We start from the raw sequence: 17306 nt of genomic DNA, 5'->3' as shown, positions 1-17306 counted from the left end.
CCCGCTTTTCAACTTCTCCCGTTTTCCTGACTCCAGAGTTTAGTCAGCGATCCATGTGGTTACCCGAGTCCGATATGAGCGAGAAGCGGACCGATGCGCGGAACGTCAGGACCGGGAGCCACACCGTACGAGTCAGCCGACCGGAAAAGGAGCTCTTCCCCGACGACGGGATCACGAAGTGGGACCTCGTCGAGTACTACCGCTCGGTCTCCCGGCGCATCATTCCGCAGTTGCGCGGCCGCCCTTTGATGATGGAACGCCATCCGGACGGAATCGGCGGCAAGCCGCTGATGCAGAAGAACGCCCCCGACTCCTTTCCGGACTGGGTGCGTCGCGCCGTGCTCCCCAAGGAGGGCGGCGAGGTCACCCATGTGGTCTGCGACGACACCGCGACCCTCCTCTACCTCGCCGACCAGGCGTGCGTCACCCCGCACCGCTGGCTCTCCCGCGCCGACCGGCCCGACCACCCCGACCGGCTGGTCCTCGACCTCGACCCGCCCTCGTCGGGGGAGTCCGGCTTCGAGGAGGTGCGCTGGACGGCCCGCCGCTGTTGCGGGCTGCTCGGCGAACTCGGGCTGCCGGGGCTGCTGATGACCACCGGCTCGCGCGGGCTGCATGTCATCGTCCCGCTGGACCGCCGCGCCGACTTCGACACCGTGCGGTCGTTCGCCCACGACGCCGCCGATCTGCTGGCCGCCCGCCACCCCGACCGGCTCACCACCGAGCCGCGCAAGGCCAAGCGGCGCGGCCGGCTCTACCTGGACACCCAGCGCAACGCCTACGCCCAGACCGCGGTCAGCCCGTACGGGGTGCGCGCCCGGCCCGGAGCCCCCGTGGCCACGCCCATCGACGCGCGGGAGCTGGACGACCCGGAGCTGAGGGCCGACCGCTGGACCCTGCGAACGGTCGGCGAACGGCTCGCGGACGACCCCTGGGCCCGTACGGACACCAGGGGCCGTTCGCTGCGCGGCCCCCGCGAGCGGCTGACGCGGCTCGCGGAGGGCGAGAGCTGACCGCCGGAGCGGGTCAGGCGCCGATGCCGCCGCTCAGGCGCCAATGCCGCCGTCGCTCAGGCGCCGCCGTCGCTCAGGCGCCTATGTCGTCGCCGTCGCGCCGCCAGACGCTGATCACGGACGGCCGGGTCAGCTTGCCCGGGCCGTCGGGCCAGGTGGACGCGGGCTTCTCCACGCTCGCGCCGTCGAGCTCGCCCGGGTGCTGCACGGCCACCAGCACCCGCCGGTCCTGCACGATCGGGCCGCAGGTCTCGGCGCCGTTCGGCACGGTCAGGAACTGCTTGACCTCACCGCGGCGGCTGCCCGCCGTGGCCACGCCGAACAGCCCGTCGTGGTTGCCGAGCGCGTTGCCGTCCGTGGAGATCCACAGGTTGCCGTACGCGTCGAAGGTGATGTTGTCCGGGCAGGAGATCGGGCTGACCTGGTCCTTGGGGAAGCCGCCGAAGTAGGTGCTCGGGTCCTCGGGGTCGCCGCAGACCAGGAACAGCCGCCAGTTGAAGCGGGTGGAGCCCGCGTTGTTCCAGCGCTCGGTCAGCTCCAGGATCTGGCCGTGCTTGTTGCTGTTGCGCGGGTTCGCCTCGTCGGCGGGGGCCTTGCCGTCCTTGCCGCGGTCGCTGTTGTTGGTCAGCGCGATGTAGACCCGGCCGGTGCGCGGGCTCGGCTCGACGTCCTCGGGGCGGTCCATCTTCGTCGCGCCCGCCTTGTCGGCGGCGAGACGCGTGAAGACGTACACCTCCTCGGCGGTCATGCCCTCCACGAAGGAGCGGTCGCCGCAGGCCAGCGGGATCCACTCACCGGCGCCGTCGAACTCCCCGTCCTTGGGCAGCTTTCCGGAGCCGTCGATCTCGGCGGACGGGCTGTCACCGGTGAACTTGGCGACGTACAGCGTGCCCTCGTCCAGCAGCGTGCGGTTGTGCTCGCGGGCGATGCGGCTGTTGCCCTTCATCATCCGCTTGGCGGAGACGAACTTGTAGAAGTAGTCGAACTTCTCGTCGTCGCCCATGTAGAGGACCGGACGGCCGTCGCTGGTCAGCCGGGGCTCGGCGGCCTCGTGCTTGAAACGGCCCAGCGCGGTGAGCTTGCGCGGGGTGGACTCGGGGTCGAACGGGTCGATCTCGATCACCCAGCCGAAGCGGTTGGTCTCGTTCGGCTCCTTGGCCACGTCGAAACGGTCGTCGAACCGTTCCCACTTGCGCTCGGAGGCGGCGCCGGTGATGCCGTAACGCTTGAGGCGGGCCGCGGTGGCCGGGTCGGCGACCGAACCACCGTTGGCGAAGTACTGGTTGAAGTTCTCCTCGCCGGAGAGCACCGTGCCCCACGGCGTGATGCCGCCGCCGCAGTTGTTCAGCGTGCCGAGGATCCGCTTGCCGGTCGGGTCGGCGGCGGTGCGCAGCAGCTCGCTGCCCGCCGCCGGCCCGGTGACCTCGAACGGAGTGGTCGCGGTGATACGGCGGTTGAGGCGGTGGCGGGACAGCGCGGTGAGCCGGCCCAGACCGCGCTCCTCGGCCGTCACGACCACGGACAGGCCGTGCGCGGCCCAGCCGATCTCGGCCTGCTCGCGGGTGGGGTTCTCCGGGTCGTACCCGGCGAACATCAGCACCTCGTCCGTGTACTCATGGTTGACCACGAGCAGCTGATGGTCGCGCTCACCGGGGACGTCCAGGACCGCCATGTAGTCGTTGTTGTAACCGAACTGGCCCGCCTGAGCCTTGGCGCTCTGCCGGTCCGGGTCGAACGCGGGCGCGCCGCGCAGGATCGGGTCGCCCCAGCGGATCACCACGTTCTGGTCATGGCCGTCGGCGACGACCACGGAGTCCTCGGTGTTGGGGGCGACCGGCGCGAAGCGGAGGCCGCGGGCGGCCTTGCCCTTCGCGGCACTCTCCGCGGCGGCCTTGTGCTCCGCGGCGGCACCGCCCGTCGCGGCGGACGCCCCCGGCGCCCGCTCCACCGCCACCGCACCGGTCGCGGCCGCCACGGTCACCACGGCACCGGCCCGCAGCAGGGCACGACGCGAGGCGGCACCGGCGATGACATCGCCCACATAGGCGTTGTCGCTGGTGTTCGGCGTCTCGTGAAGGCAGGCGTCGCCACAGCGGTACCGGCACGTCAGCGCGGAACGGCCGCCCGGGTGTGAGCTGATGAGCGGCAGGAGGTTGCGCACGTCTTCCCCTCCGTAAGGGTGTTCACGTATGGGCTTCGCCGGGCCCCGCATGGGCAGCACTCCGACGCGGTCCGGGCCGACATGACGTCGGGATCCTTTGGCGGCGAAGCTATGGGCGTAGAACCGCATGGTGGCGACGAACGCCTGAACCAGAGGTGAACGAAGCGCGAGCGGAATCGGCGGAAGAGGGCCGCCGAATGGCCCGCTAGCCTTTCGGCACCACGGACATGCACCGCCATGCACCGCACTCGACACGTGAGAGGTATCTCCCATGGGCATACGGGACCTACTGCGCAAAGTTTTCGGCCGCTCCCGAACCACGGGGGTGGACGATTCTTCTGCTGCGCCGGAGGCGGCGGTTGTCCCGGACCCCCAGCCGGAGTCGGCCGAGTCGGCGAAGCGCAAGTCGGCGGAGCGCAAGTCGGCGAAGCCGACGGTGGACCAGAAGGCCGAGCGGAAGGCCGGGTCGGACGCCAAGCCCGAGCCCGCGCCGGAGCCTGCGCCTGAGCCGAAGGCTGAGCCGGAGCCCGAGCCGACCGCGGACGCGGACACGGACACGGACACCAAGGCCTCGGCCCCGGACTCCCCGGACTCCCCGAACGACGAATCCGGGCACGACCCGGCCCTGTCCGCCCCGCTGAAGTCCCTCGACGAGATCCTGAAGTCCCCCGCGCACGGGGGCACGTCAACGTCCGTCGAAGAGACTCCGGTTGAGGCAGCGGCAGCGACCGACGAGAAGAAAGCGCCCGCCACCAAGACGGAGGCCACGGCCGCGTCCGACGCTGGCGCTGACGCCCAGCCCGCCCCCGCAGCCGACGTCGAACCGACGGCCGAGGCCGAGGCGGAGCCCGCCACCGCGCCTAAGGCGGCCGCAGCCGCCGAGGCGAGTGCCGACGCCGAGCCCAAGGCCGACGACAAGCCCGCCGCAGCGAAGGCTGCAGCCGAGCCTGAGCCCGAAACCGCAACCGCTCCCGCCCCGGAGGTCGCCGAGCCGGTGGCGGAAGCCGCCAACGCATCTCCGGCAGAGGCCGACACCACGGCCAAGGCCGAGGTTGCGGAGGACCCCGCGCCGGAGCCCACGGCCAAGGCCGAGCCCGAAGATGAGGCAGCCACAGAGGCTGGCGACGAGTCCGCCAAGGCGAAGGCCGAACCCGCAGCCGCGAGCGCCCCCGAGGCCGAGGTCGAGGCCACGGCGCCAGTGGCGGAGGCCGACACCACGGCCAAGGCCGAGGTTGCGGAGGACCCCGCGCCGGAGCCCGCTGCGGCGCCCGAGCCCAAGGCCAAGTCCAAGCCCAAGGCTGAGGCTGAGGCAGCCGCAGAGGCTGATGACGACGCCGCGGCGGCCCCGGTGGCGGACGCGAGTGCCGACGCCGAGCCGAAGGCCTCCGCCGAGGCAGCGGCAGAGGCTGCCGGCGAGGCCGCGCCCGCCGCCAAGAGCGACGACAAGTCCGCCAAGGCAGAGGCAGAGGCCGAATCCAAGACGGAAGCCGAACCGGAGTCCACGGCGGAGGCCACGCCCGCAGCCGCGAGCGCCCCCGAGCCCTCGGCAGACGGCGATGCCACGGCGGCCCCGGTGGCGGAGGCAAGTGCCGACACCGAGCCGACGGCCGACTCCAAGGCGGCCCCGGTGGCGGACGCGCGTGCCGACGCCGAGCCCAAGGCCGACGCCGCGGCGGAGGTAGAGGCTGACGACGACGCCACCGTGGCCGACGAGCCCGCCGAGGCGGAGGACGAGCCCGCAGCCGCGAGCGAGCCCGAGGCCGACCCCGAGGCCAAGGCCGAGCCCGTGGCGGCGGCGGCGGCCGCCGCCACCGCGGCCAAGGCCGACGCACCCGCCACCGCCGCCAAGGCCGACGCACCCGCGGCCGCCATTCCCCTCGCCGACCTCACGTCGCGGGCGCCTGGGCTGGTCGGGGCGTATGGCGCGGCCGGGGAGGCCGTTCAGGAGAGTGGGCTGGGTGGGCAGCGGGCCGTCGTCTACCTCGTGCTGGACCGGTCCGGGTCGATGCGGGGGTACTTCAAGGACGGCACCGTTCAGCACCTCGCCGAGCAGGCGCTCGCCCTGTCCGCGCAGTTCGACACCGGCGGCACCGTGCCGGTCGTGTTCTTCTCCACCGACATCGACGGCACCGCCGACCTCGAGCTGGACCAGCACACCGGCCGGATCGAGGAGCTGCACGGCTCGCTGGGGCATATGGGGCGGACGAACTACCACACCGCCGTCAACGCCGTCATCGAGCACTACAAGGCGTCCGGCACCACCGACCCCGCGTTCGTGATCTTCCAGACGGACGGCGCGCCCACCACCAAGACCGCCGCCGAGAAGGCGCTGTGCGAGGCGGCGGGGCTGCCGCTGTTCTGGCAGTTCCTGGCGTTCGGGGACCCGGAGGCGAAGGGGTTCGACTTCCTGCGGAAGCTGGACACCTCGCCCGCCCTCGCCGTCCCGGAGAAGCGGGCGGTCGACAACACCGGCTTCTTCCACGCCGGGCTCGACCCCCGTACGGTCGCCGACGCCGACCTGTACCGGGAGCTGCTGAAGAAGTTCCCGGGCTGGCTGGCCGCCCGCGCGCAGGGCTGACCAGCGACCGCACCCGACCGGGCACAACACGGGGGCCATCCGCCGCGGAGAAAACGCCGCGCGGGTGGCCCCCGTCACTCGGATACGATATGGGCGGCTCAGCAGAGCGAATTGTCACTTACCGTATCGACTCGGGAGCAGCCTGCAATGGCTCGACACCTCATCACCAGCGCCCTTCCCTACATCAACGGGATCAAGCACCTGGGCAACATGGTGGGGTCCATGCTCCCGGCCGACGTCTACTCCCGCTATATGCGCCAGCGCGGCCATGACGTCCTCTACATCTGCGCCACCGACGAGCACGGCACCCCCGCCGAGCTGGCCGCCAAGGAGGCCGGGCTGCCGGTCGACGAGTTCTGCGCCCAGCAGCATGAGGCGCAGAAGGCGATCTACGACGGCTTCGGCCTCGCCTTCGACTACTTCGGCCGCAGCTCCTCCGCGCAGAACGTGCAGATCACCCAGACGATCGCACGGGAGCTCAAGGCGAACGGCTTCATCGAGGAGCGCTCGATCCGCCAGGTGTACTCCAACGCCGACGGCCGCTTCCTCCCGGACCGCTACATCGAGGGCACCTGCCCGCACTGCGGCTACGACCGGGCCCGCGGCGACCAGTGCGAGAACTGCACCCGGGTGCTCGACCCGACCGATCTGATCGACGCCCGCTCCGCGATCAGCGGCAGCAGCGATCTGGAGGTCCGGGAGACCAAGCACCTCTTCCTCCTCCAGTCCAAGCTGGCGGGCGAGGTCGCCGCCTGGGTCGACGAGCACGGCAAGGACTGGCCGACGCTGGCCTCCTCGATCGCCCGCAAGTGGCTGAACGAGGGGCTCCAGGACCGGGCGATCACCCGTGACCTGGACTGGGGCGTGCCCGTGCCGGCCGACACCTGGCCGGACCTGGCGGCCGAGGGCAAGGTCTTCTACGTCTGGTTCGACGCGCCGATCGAGTACATCGGAGCCACGAAGGAGTGGGCCGACCTGGACCCGGCGAACCGCGACTGGAAGTCGTGGTGGTACGACGTGGACCGGACGGTCCGCTACACGGAGTTCATGGCCAAGGACAACGTCCCGTTCCACACGGTGATGTTCCCGGCCACCCTCCTCGGCACCCGGGACGCCTGGAAGAAGGTCGACTACGTCAAGGCGTTCAACTGGCTGACGTACTACGGCGGGAAGTTCTCCACCTCCGCCAAGCGCGGGGTGTTCACCGACGCCGCGCTCGAGGTGCTGCCCGCCGACTACTGGCGCTACTTCCTGATGGCGAACGCCCCGGAGTCCGACGACACCTCCTTCACCTGGGAGCACTTCACCGCCACCGTCAACAAGGACCTGGCCGACACCCTCGGCAACTTCGTCAACCGCGTGCTGTCCTTCTCCCGCAAGCGGTTCGGCGACGAGGTCCCGGCCGGAAAGGCCGCCGGGGAGGCGGAGGAGCGCCTGGGCGAGGAGATCGCGCGGCTGCTGGCGGAGTACGAGGAGCACATGGACGCGCTCCAGTTCCGCAAAGCCGCGGCGGCGCTGCGCGCCCTGTGGAGCGCGGGCAACTCCTACCTGGAGGAGAAGGCCCCCTGGCTGGAGATCAAGACCGACCAGGAGGCCGCGGCCCTCACCCTCCGTACGGCGATGAACCTCATCCACCTCTACGCGATCGTCTCCGAGCCGTTCATCCCGGCCTCGGCGCGGGCCATGCGGTCGGCGTTCGCGCTGGGCGAGGACACCGCGGTCTGGGTCGGCCAGGAGGGGGCGAAGGCGCTGGCGTCGGTCCCGGCGGGCACGGCCTTCACGGTTCCCCCGGTGCTTTTCGCGAAGATCACCGAGGAGGACCTGGACTCCTTCCGGCAGCGCTTCGGCGGCGATGAGCAGAACGGGAACGGCGCAGCCTAGCCAGGGTGTCCGGCGGACCGTGCCGCCCGCCGCAGGCGTCAGCATCCGCCGACGCCGCGCAAGCCCCCCCACGCACGTGTTGATCGCGCGACAACCGTTCGTTTAGCCCCCTCGATGACCCTGTGGAGTCCATAGCCACCGGGAAATCGAGGAACACAGTGCCGGACGCGCGTGTCACGGTGACGGTCCACGGCCCCGACCCGCTCAGCCGGGCCGGGGTCGTGCGTCATCTGCAGCATCAGCCCAGCGTCGAGCTGGTCGACCGGCCATGCCCGCTCGGCGACGAACCCCGCGGCGCCGTCGCCGTCATGCTCGCCGAGCGCCTCGACGACCGCGCCGGGGCGGAGCTGCGCCGTCTGGTGCGGGGCGGCCGGCAGCGGGTGGTGCTGATCGCGGGTGAGCTCCGGGAGACGGAGCTGATGGCGGTGATGGAGTACGGCGTCCAAGCCGTCTTATGGCAGCACCGGACCACGCCGAAGCGGCTGCTGCGCGCCGTGCACCGGGCTGCCCGCGCGGACCGGTCCACACCGTGCGGCGTGGACCGGAGGCTTTGAATCCTCCCGTCCCTCAGGGGAGGGGATTTCTGGCTCAGGCTGCCTGCGGGAGCAGCGTTCCCGCAGGTCTTACGCCCTCAGCACCAGCCGGGTCGAGACCAGCCCGGACCAGCATCACGCGGGCGGAGTTCTTATCCCTGGAGGACACGGATCCGCATGCGGTGCAGGTGTAGGTGCGTTCGGACAGCGGGAATGCGTGCTTGGTTCTCGCTCCGTACAATGCGCAGTCCATGGTGGTGTGCGCGGGATGCACGAGCCGGATGTCCCGCCCGTGCTTGCGGCCCATCTCGATCAGGGCCTTCTTCGTGGCGCCGATCGCGGCGTCCGCCGCCTTGCGCGCCATGCTGGTCCTGGCCAGGAATTTCGGCTTGAAGTCCTCCACAGCGATGGTGTCGTGGTCGGTCACGACCTTCTTCGCCCACTTGCGGCCGGTGTCCTGACGCTGCCGGGCGATCTTCGCGTAGGTCTTCGCCCGCCACTTCTTCGCCTCGCGGTAGCCCTGCGAGGCGGCCTGCCCCTTCTTCGGCCTGCGGCGGGCCATCATCCGGTCGTACCGCGTCAGCCTGGCCTGGGCCTTGCGTCCGTACTGCGCGTGCGGGAGGTCATGGGCGTTCGAGGTGGTGGTCGCAGTCTCCCTCACGCCCCAGTCCACACCCAGCACTCGGCCGGTCTCCGGCAGCGGCCGCATTTGGGTAGGGACCACGAACGAGCAGTACCAGTGGCCGACACTGTCCTGATACACGCGCACCGAAGACGGTTCGGCGGGCAGGTCCCGCGACCACACCACCCTCAGCACGATCCCGCCCGCCAGGTGCAGGCGACCGTCCCTCAGCCGGAACCCGCGTCGGGTGTAGTTCAGCGTCGGCAACGCTTTCACGCTTCTTCTTTCACCTCGGCATACCCGCCCGCCGCCGCTGAGGCACACGCTCCCGGATGTCCTTGTGCGCCTTGGCACGGGACTTGCCGAAGTCCCGGATCACCTGCTGCTGCGGAACGCTGGAGCCCTCGCGCAGCCACGGCGTACGATTCCGCGCCTTTGTCAGCATCCCGTCGAGCTGCGCCGGGCCACACGCCCGCTTCTCACCCGTGGTCTTGTTGTCCAGGTGGGTGGCTCTGGACTTGGCACACATTCGTTCCAGATCCACCGGCACCGGTCCCATTCCGCCAGCAGCATCGTATGGGCGGTGGACGACACGCGAAGCCGGTACGTGTACCGGGCATACCCGATTCCCTCGGCTTCACTTAGCGTGGTCATGCTGCCAACGTAGCGTCATCGTTCGGTTCCCACTCCGTATTCCGACAGCACTACTCGAACGGGTGACCGTCTAAGCCGCTGCGGGCCGGCGGTTCCTCAACTCCGGGAGAACCACCACCTCTCTTGGAGGTCGCCCTCACCGAGGTCGCCCTCACCGCTCCCCGAGCGGACGCCGGATCGCCCAGCGGCCGGTCGGCGCGCCTGCCGGGGCGTCGGTGGGCGGAGTGCCGCCGCCACCGCTGCTGGAGCTCTCGTACGCAGGGCGGGGGCGCGCCGTTCTGTGGGGGTTGATCTCGGGGGGGGGGGGGGGGCGGGGGGTGGGGCGCCCCCCCGCCCTGTGGGTCTCGTCCGGCCCCCGCCTACTCGGCGGGCTTCTCGGCCTTCTCGCCCGCCTTCTCGGCCTGCTTGACCTGCGGCGGCTTCCGCAGCGACAGGTGCAGCTCGCGCAGCCGGGTGTCGTCCACCTCGCTGGGCGCGCCCATCAGCAGGTCCTGGGCGTTGCCGTTGAGCGGGAAGGCGATGGTCTCGCGGATGTTGGGCTCATCGGCCAGCAGCATCACGATGCGGTCGACGCCGGGGGCGATACCGCCGTGCGGCGGGGCGCCGAAGTGGAACGCGCGCAGCATGCCGCCGAATTCGCGCTCGACCTCTTCCCGGGAGTAGCCCGCGATCTCGAACGCCTCGTACATGACGTCCGGCTCGTGGTTCCGGACGGCGCCGGAGGACAGCTCCACACCGTTGCAGACGATGTCGTACTGCCAGGCGAGGATGTCCAGCGGGTCCTTCGTCCGGAGTGCCTCCAGACCGCCCTGCGGCATGGAGAAGGGGTTGTGGGAGAACTCGATCTGCCCGGTGTCCTCGTTCCGCTCGAACATCGGGAAGTCCACGATCCAGCAGAAGCGGAAGACGTTCTCCTCGAAGTGGCCGGCCCGCTTGGCGGCCTCGACCCGCACCGCGCCCATGATCTTGGAGACCTCGTCGAAGTCGCCCGCGCCGAAGAAGATCGACGTGCCGGGCTTGCCCTCGACCTCGGCGATCAGCTTCTCGACGTCCTCGTCGGTGAGGAACTTCGCGATCGGGCCGGTCAGCTTGGAGTCCTCGCCGATCCGGACCCAGGCCAGCCCCTTGGCGCCCTGCAGAGCGGCGAACTCACCGAGCTGGTCGAAGAACTTCCGGGGCTGCTCGGCGGTGTCCGGCACGGCCAGCGCGCGCACGTGCTTGTCCGCGAACGCCTTGAAGCCGGAGCCCTCGAAGATGTGGCTGACGTCCCGCAGCTCCAACCGGGCCCGCAGATCCGGCTTGTCCGAGCCGTACTTGAGCATGGCCTCGCGGAACGGGATGCGCAGGAACGGCGAGGTCACATGGCGGCCGCCGCCGAACTCCTCGAAGAGCTCGGTCATGACCTTCTCGATGACGCCGAAGACGTCCTCCTGCTCGACGAAGCTCATCTCGACGTCGAGCTGGTAGAACTCGCCCGGCGAGCGGTCGGCGCGGGCGTCCTCGTCGCGGAAGCAGGGCGCGATCTGGAAGTAGCGGTCGAAGCCCGCGATCATCAGCAGCTGCTTGAACTGCTGCGGGGCCTGCGGCAGCGCGTAGAACTTGCCCGCGTGCAGCCGGGAGGGGACCAGGAAGTCCCGGGCGCCCTCGGGCGAGGTGGCGGACAGGATCGGGGTCGCCAGCTCGTTGAAGCCCTGCGCGGTCATCTTCTGCCGGATGGCGGAGATGACCGCGGAGCGCAGCATGATGTTGCGGTGCATACGCTCGCGGCGCAGGTCCAGGAAGCGGTACTCCAGCCGCCGCTCCTCGCCGACCCCGTCCTCGGGGAAGACGGTGAAGGGCAGCGGGTCGGCGGCGCCGAGCACCTCGACGTCGGTGACCTCGACCTCGATCTCGCCGGTCGGCAGCTCGGGGTTGACGTTGTCCGCGCCGCGCTCGATGACCCGGCCGTCCACGCGGACGACGGTCTCCTTGCTGATGGAGCTCAGGGCCTCGTTGGCGGGAGTGTCGGGTCGCACCACCAGCTGGACCAGGCCATAGTGGTCGCGGAGATCGATGAAGAGGATGCCGCCCAGGTTCCGTCGATTGTGGAGCCATCCGGAGAGCCGGACGTCGGTGCCGACGTCAGCGGCGCGGAGCTGACCACACGTGTGGGACCGGTACCGATGCATCATTCATCCAAGTCGTGTCGATCGGGAGGCGTACGTAACCCTCGGGAAGCTCCGGCCAAGCCTACCGGCGCCGCGACCCTCGCTGGTAAGCCGTTGGCAAATCCCCATAAGGTAGTGCAATGCGCACCGAGGACCTACTGGCCGCCATAGCGACCGGCCTATGGCGCTGGGCCAGTGTCTCGGGCGCCGTCACCTATGACGCGGAGGCCGCCCGGCTGGTGGGCCTTCCCGCCGAGGCCGTCACCCTCCCCGAGGCCGCCGCCCGCGCCTGCTTCCACCCCGCGGACTGGCTGGAGGTCAAGGCGATAGTCCAGCTCGCGGTGGCCGAGGGCACCCTGGCCGAGGCCCGGCTGCGCATCGTGGACGAGAAGGGCACCGTACTGCGGACCGTGCGCACCCGCTCCCGGCCGATAGCGCGGGGCGGCAGCGACGACGGCTACTACCTGCTCGGCACCCTCCAGGAGGTCCCCGACCCGCTGCCGGGCACCGCGGCCGGCGGCCCGCCGATCACCGGCGACTGGCGCCGCAACCGCGAGGCGTTCCTGCTGGACGCGGGGCGGGCGCTGGCGGAGGCGATGTCCACCTCCGAGGTGCTGCGGGTGGCGGCGGGGCTGTCCATGCCGGGCTTCTCCCCGGACGGGCTCGCGGTCTTCGGTGTCGAGGGCGAGCGGATCTCGGTGATCGGCCACCACGGGCCGCGGGCGGGCGCCGACCGCCCCCTTAACGACATCGCGCTGAGCACCGACCATCCGGCGGCCGAGGTGGTGCGCACCGGCCGGGCGGTCTATCTGCCCACACCGGAGGAGTACCGCGGCCGGTTTCCGGCCGCGTGGTCGCCGGGCCGGCCCCGCAAGCGCCGATCATGGGCGTTTCTGCCGCTGATCGTCGCGGGCCGCACCATCGGCGCGTGGATGGCCGGATTCGCCCATCCGGTGTCGTTCTCGCCCGACGAGCGCTCGGTGCTGACCACGATCGCGCGGATGCTGGCCCAGGCGCTGTCCCGCACCGCGCTCCAGGAGACCGAGCGGGAGCTGGCGGACGGGCTCCAGCGCTCGATGCTGCCCGCCAGCAAGCCCGATATCCCGGGGCTGACGGTGGCCGCGCGCTATGTGCCGACCGGCGGCGGACTCCAGGTCGGCGGCGACTGGTACGACGTGATCGGGCTGCCCTCGGGGCGCACGGCGCTGGTGATCGGCGATGTACAGGGCCACGATGTGCGCGCCGCGGGGATCATGGGGCAGCTGAGGATCGCGGTCCGGGCGTACGCCTCCGAGGGCCACCACCCCGACGCGGTGCTCTCCCGCGCCTCCCGCTTCCTGGCCGGTCTCGCCGAGCCCGAGGGCCCGGACGGCCGCTACGACCCGAGGTTCGCCACCTGCCTCTACATGGAGGTGGACCCGGTGGCGGGCACCCTGGACATCGCCCGCGCGGGCCATCCCGACCCGGCGGTCCGGCTGGCCGACGGCACGATGATGCTCCGGCCCACGGCGGGCGGGCTGCCGCTGGGCATCGACCCGGACACCGACTATCCGACCACCCGGGTGGTGCTGGAGCCCGGTGAGACGCTGCTGATGTGCACCGACGGGCTGATCGAGACCGGCGGGCACGATCTGGAGACCGGCTGGGACCGGATCCGGGAGGTCTTCGAGCGGCCCGCCGCCCCCAGCGCCGGATCCGGCGAGCTCGACCCGGACGACCTCGAGGCCCTCGCCGACTCCCTGGTGCAGGCGGTGCACGGGCCGCCCTCCCACCACACCACCGGTCCGCTCGCGGACCGGCGCGAGGACGACATAGCGCTGCTGCTGATCCGCCGGGACGCGGAGGTGTGCCTGGTCGGGCCCGGTTCGGCGCCGGTGCGGCGTACGGCGGTCACGGTCGCGCAGGCCGAGTCGGAGCGGATAGCGGACGCCCGGCAGCAGCTGCGCGACATGCTGCACGACTGGGCGGACCCGGACCAGGTGGAGTCGGCGGTGCTGATGCTCTCCGAGATGGTCACCAACGTGCTGGTGCACACCGACGGGGACGCCCTGCTGGTGGCCGAGGTCAGCGGGCGGCACGGGGCCCGGCGGCTGCGGCTGGACGTCGCCGACAGCAGCGACGAGCTGCCGCACCGCCGCCGTCCGGGCGAGCTGGCCTCATCCGGGCGCGGGCTGCTGCTGATGGAGCTGCTGGCGGACAACTGGGGGGTGGATCCGCGCGGCGACGGCAAGTGCATCTGGTACGAGCTGTACGAGGCCGCGCCGGAGGACGCGGCCTCGCCCTCGCCCGACGGGGCCTAGCCCTCGGCCGGGATGGCGCCGGGGCGGCCGGGCCGTTCAGCGGAAGAGCCGGGAACCAAGCGGGTGCTTCCCGTCGAAACCGGGAAGGATCAGGAAGGTCGCACTGGCGGTCGTGGTCGTGTATTCCAGCAGGGCGTCGGAATCGTCCATACGGGTGAGGGTGTTGGTGAATGTCCGTATGTCGTTCTGGAAGCTCATGAAGAGCAGCCCGGGGGCCGGTCCGTCGATGCTGTAGGAACGACGGAGCATGAGGCCGACGCCGACCGCGGTGGCGTGCGCTCTGCGGGCGTGGGCGTCCACCGGGACGAGGTAGCGCCCGTCCGGCGTTTTGGCGCCGAGGTTCGGGCCCGAGGCGATGGTGCCACCGGAAAGGGGCACGCCACTGGCCCGGCGGCGGCCGAAGACCGCTTCCTGTTCGGCGACGGACAGCTTGGCGAACCGCGGCAGGTCGAGGTCCATGCGCCGCAGTACGGCGAGGGTGCCGCCGGCGACCGGAGCCGGCCCGGCCAACCACAGGTGGCGTCGTTGTTCGGCCCTCGTGTGGGGGCCCACGATGCCGTCGACGAAACCGAACAGGTTTCGGGGCGCGGCGAGGCCGTGATCCACCGGCACGTTCGAACCACGGACTCCGGACTGCCGCCAGCGTTCCCGTATCCGGTCACCGGCCTGCTCCAGAAGCGCGGCGGCCACGGCCGGTATCACCAAGGCGTCGTCGGCGCAGATCTGTATCAGCAGGTCGCCGCCGCGTGCCCGGGAGGCGATCTGTTCGCGGGAGAACCGCGGGAGGTCCTTCGCCCCGGGCAGGGCGGGATCGACCTCGCGCACCAGCCGGGGGCCCACCCCGATCGTCACGGTCAGATCGCCCGGCTCCAGGCCCATCAGTCGTGCGTCGGTCCCCGCGGTGAGTGTGCGGATGGCCTCGCCGAGTTCGGCCAGCAGCGGACGGACGGGCCCGGTGTCAACGAGGTCGGCCACCACGGCCAGCAGGTTCCGCTGGGCCGGCTGTGGAAGCGTGATGCCCGCCTGGTACCGGCCCGTTGGTGACACCGGCGGGGTCGGCGCGGGGGCATCGTCCCGGTCCGGCGGGGCGGAACGCGATTGGCACCCGGCGGAGAGGCCGACGGCGGTCACGGTGCCGGTGGCACCGAGGAACATGCGGCGTGACGGGCGGGAGTCGGCTTGGCACACAGTGTGAACTGTGCCATATCCGTATCGGCGCCTGCGACCCGGTCGGCGTCCGTGCCAGGATGAGGCCATGCCTCGTCTCCGTCTTCGCCTGATGGCCGCGGTGCTCGGCACCCTGGCCCCCGTACTGGTCGGCTGCGGCGCGGACGATGACGGACCGGACGACGGCCGGCGACCGTCCGGTGAGAATGTGACGATCAAAGTGCCGGCCGATGCCCCGACGATCTCGGCCGCGGTGTCTCTGGCCCGGCCCGGCGATCTCGTGCTGGTCGCGCCGGGCACGTACCACGAGTCGGTGAAGATATCGACGGCCCGCATCACCCTGCGCGGCGAGTCCCGGGACAAGGTCGTCATCGACGGGCGCTTACGGCAGCCGAACGGCATCGTCGTCGCCGCTCCCGGGGTGGCCGTGGAGAACCTGACCGTGGAGAACAACACACAGAACGGGGTCCTGGTCACCGGCTCGGCGAAGGCGGCCGCCGGATCGCCGGGGCAGTCCGGCGGCTACGACACCGGCGATGAGCCCGTCACCTTCCTGAAGTCGTTCCTGGTCTCCCACGTGACCGCGACCCGCAACGGGCTGTACGGCATCTACGCGTTCTCCGCGCAAAACGGTGTCATCGAGCACTCGTACACGTCGGGCTCGGCCGACTCGGGGATCTATGTCGGACAGTGCAAGCCCTGTCGCGTCGTGGTGCGGGACAACATCGCCGAACTCAACGCGGTCGGTTACGAAGGCACCAACGCCAGTGGCGACATGTACGTGGTCGGTAACCGCCTTGTCGGTAACCGGGTCGGGCTCACCACCAACTCCGACCACCAGGAGAAGTTGCTCCCGCAGCGGGATGCCGTCATCGCGGGCAACCTGATCGCGGCCAACCAGCAGGCGGCCACCCCCGAACAGGCCGATGGCGGGTGGGGCATCGGCATCGGCGTCGACGGCGGCACCGACAACCAGTTCGTCCGCAACCGGGTCACGGGCAACAGCAACGCCGGGCTGGTGATCACCGCGACCGCCGACATACCGCCGAACGGCAACCGGATCCTGGACAACGCCTTCGCCGCCAACAGCGTTGACGTCGGCTGGACGTTCCCCACCGCCACCAAGGGACGGGGCAACTGCCTGCGCGGCAACGATCTACGAACGACGGTGCCCGCCCGGCTCGCGACCACCGCGTCCTGCCCGCGTCCCGCCCGGTCGCTCTCGCCGTCCGGCACCTGGTCGAAGCCGACGGCACCTGGCGGTATCCCGTTCACCGAGGTGGCGGCGCCCAAGCGACAGCCGCGGTTCCCGAACGCCACGACCACGGGCGCCACCGCTGTTCCCTCCGTTCCGGCGCTACCGGACACGGCGGGCATCCGGCTGCCGTCGGCGTCACTGCTCGCCGCGGGCGCGCTGGTGGGGACGTCCTGAGCGGCGGCTACCGCGTCGGGGTGACTCCGGGTACCGGCCGGACCGGAACGTACTTCTGGGTGTCGAAATCGATGACCACCGGCCGCGATGCGGATGCCACGCCGACGCGAACCCGGTACATGGTGCCGTCCGAGCCGATCCAGTAGCGCACGGCACCCGCCGGACCGGACGTGGCACCGGCGCTCGGCCCGGCGCTCGGCCCAGTCATGATGTCCACCCGATGGCCGTCCAACCGGTCCTGTCCAACCCAGGCGGCGCCGTTCTGCGGCAGCAGTTCGGCATTGTCCGGCCGGTCGCTGCCGAGCTTCAGCGCGATGGCCAGCGAACTGTCCAGCGAACTGCCGTGCCTTTGCAGCGGGCGGCTGTACCAGCCCGAACCCGGCGGCCGTGCCGGTGCCTTCGCCGGGGTGTTCGCCATCGGGTGGACGAACACGGTGGTGGCCGTCCACTGGATCAGCCCGTCGCTGGACGTATCGCGCCCGGTGCCGCGCACCGCGCCGTAACCGATCTTGCCGCGGTAGTCGATGGATCCGGTGATGGTCAGCCCACCGGCGGTACCCGGCACGTTGATCGTCACGGCGCGCCCGCCCGCCTGGTAGTTGAGGAACCGCGTGACCGCCAGCCGGCCCGCCTGGTCCGAGGTCAATTCCCTTGGACCGGTGGGGTCGGAGCCGCCGCTCGCGACCAGGAACGTGGCCACCGCGACGGCCACACCGCCGACGGGGGGGGGGGGGGCGCGCTCGGCGCGGGGGGGGCCGCGGGCGCGGGCGCGGGGGCGCGCGGGCCACAGACAGGCGGGAGAGAGAGAGACAGAGACT

10 protein-coding genes and 1 pseudogene are annotated in these 17306 nt (G+C 71.1%); 6 read left to right on the top strand and 5 right to left on the bottom strand.

From position 1 onward, the window contains the following. Nucleotides 1–74 precede the first annotated feature (74 nt). Entirely contained in the window at nucleotides 75–1013 is a 939-nt protein-coding gene (gene ligD / locus ACFXB5_RS13215) for a non-homologous end-joining DNA ligase (RefSeq protein WP_385206366.1), read from the top strand. A gap of 73 nt (nucleotides 1014–1086) precedes the next feature. Here ligD and ACFXB5_RS13210 read toward each other — a convergent pair whose 3' ends face one another. After that, on the bottom strand, nucleotides 1087–3174 hold the full coding sequence (locus tag ACFXB5_RS13210; RefSeq protein WP_385206363.1) for a PhoX family protein: 2088 nt from the start codon (nucleotides 3172–3174) through the stop codon (nucleotides 1087–1089). 271 nt (nucleotides 3175–3445) lie between these two features. On the opposite strand from ACFXB5_RS13210, the gene ACFXB5_RS13205 reads away from it, so the two are divergent. The 3 genes from ACFXB5_RS13205 to ACFXB5_RS13195 all read left to right on the top strand — a co-directional run bounded on the left by ACFXB5_RS13205 (nucleotide 3446) and on the right by ACFXB5_RS13195 (nucleotide 8187). Then, complete coding sequence (locus ACFXB5_RS13205) at nucleotides 3446–5752, top strand: VWA domain-containing protein (protein ID WP_385206360.1); 2307 nt, start codon at nucleotides 3446–3448, stop codon at nucleotides 5750–5752. A gap of 147 nt (nucleotides 5753–5899) precedes the next feature. Continuing rightward, nucleotides 5900–7633: a methionine--tRNA ligase gene (gene metG / locus ACFXB5_RS13200; RefSeq protein WP_385206357.1), complete on the top strand. Its 1734-nt coding sequence runs from the start codon at nucleotides 5900–5902 to the stop codon at nucleotides 7631–7633. 158 nt (nucleotides 7634–7791) lie between these two features. Further along, complete coding sequence (locus ACFXB5_RS13195; RefSeq protein ID WP_385206354.1) at nucleotides 7792–8187, top strand: DNA-binding response regulator; 396 nt, start codon at nucleotides 7792–7794, stop codon at nucleotides 8185–8187. A 34-nt stretch (nucleotides 8188–8221) separates the two neighbouring features. Here ACFXB5_RS13195 and ACFXB5_RS13190 read toward each other — a convergent pair. After that, nucleotides 8222–9442, bottom strand: a pseudogene (locus ACFXB5_RS13190) (RNA-guided endonuclease InsQ/TnpB family protein). A 359-nt stretch (nucleotides 9443–9801) separates the two neighbouring features. Further along, nucleotides 9802–11610 (bottom strand): aspartate--tRNA ligase, encoded by a 1809-nt coding sequence (gene aspS / locus ACFXB5_RS13185; RefSeq protein WP_385206442.1) that lies wholly within the window; start codon nucleotides 11608–11610, stop codon nucleotides 9802–9804. Nucleotides 11611–11729: 119 nt separating this feature from the next. On the opposite strand from aspS, the gene ACFXB5_RS13180 reads away from it, so the two are divergent. After that, nucleotides 11730–13889: a SpoIIE family protein phosphatase gene (locus ACFXB5_RS13180; RefSeq protein WP_385206351.1), complete on the top strand. Its 2160-nt coding sequence runs from the start codon at nucleotides 11730–11732 to the stop codon at nucleotides 13887–13889. A gap of 36 nt (nucleotides 13890–13925) precedes the next feature. Here ACFXB5_RS13180 and ACFXB5_RS13175 read toward each other — a convergent pair whose 3' ends face one another. Next, entirely contained in the window at nucleotides 13926–15044 is a 1119-nt protein-coding gene (locus tag ACFXB5_RS13175) for a Dyp-type peroxidase (protein WP_385206440.1), read from the bottom strand. A 100-nt stretch (nucleotides 15045–15144) separates the two neighbouring features. On the opposite strand from ACFXB5_RS13175, the gene ACFXB5_RS13170 reads away from it, so the two are divergent. Beyond that, a complete protein-coding gene (locus tag ACFXB5_RS13170; protein ID WP_385206348.1) occupies nucleotides 15145–16488 on the top strand; it encodes a nitrous oxide reductase family maturation protein NosD in 1344 nt (447 codons plus the stop codon). Nucleotides 16489–16495: 7 nt separating this feature from the next. Here the strand turns inward: ACFXB5_RS13170 and ACFXB5_RS13165 are convergent, their stop codons facing one another. Beyond that, entirely contained in the window at nucleotides 16496–17200 is a 705-nt protein-coding gene (locus ACFXB5_RS13165; protein WP_385206346.1) for a hypothetical protein, read from the bottom strand. Between the last annotated feature and the right edge of the window lie 106 nt (nucleotides 17201–17306).

Origin of the sequence: Streptomyces sp. NPDC059455 (assembly GCF_042750115.1) — a bacterium.
Taxonomy (GTDB): domain Bacteria; phylum Actinomycetota; class Actinomycetes; order Streptomycetales; family Streptomycetaceae; genus Streptomyces; species Streptomyces endocoffeicus.
The sequence above is the reverse complement of the archived record's forward strand: the minus strand, read 5'-3'. Positions and strand labels throughout refer to the sequence as shown.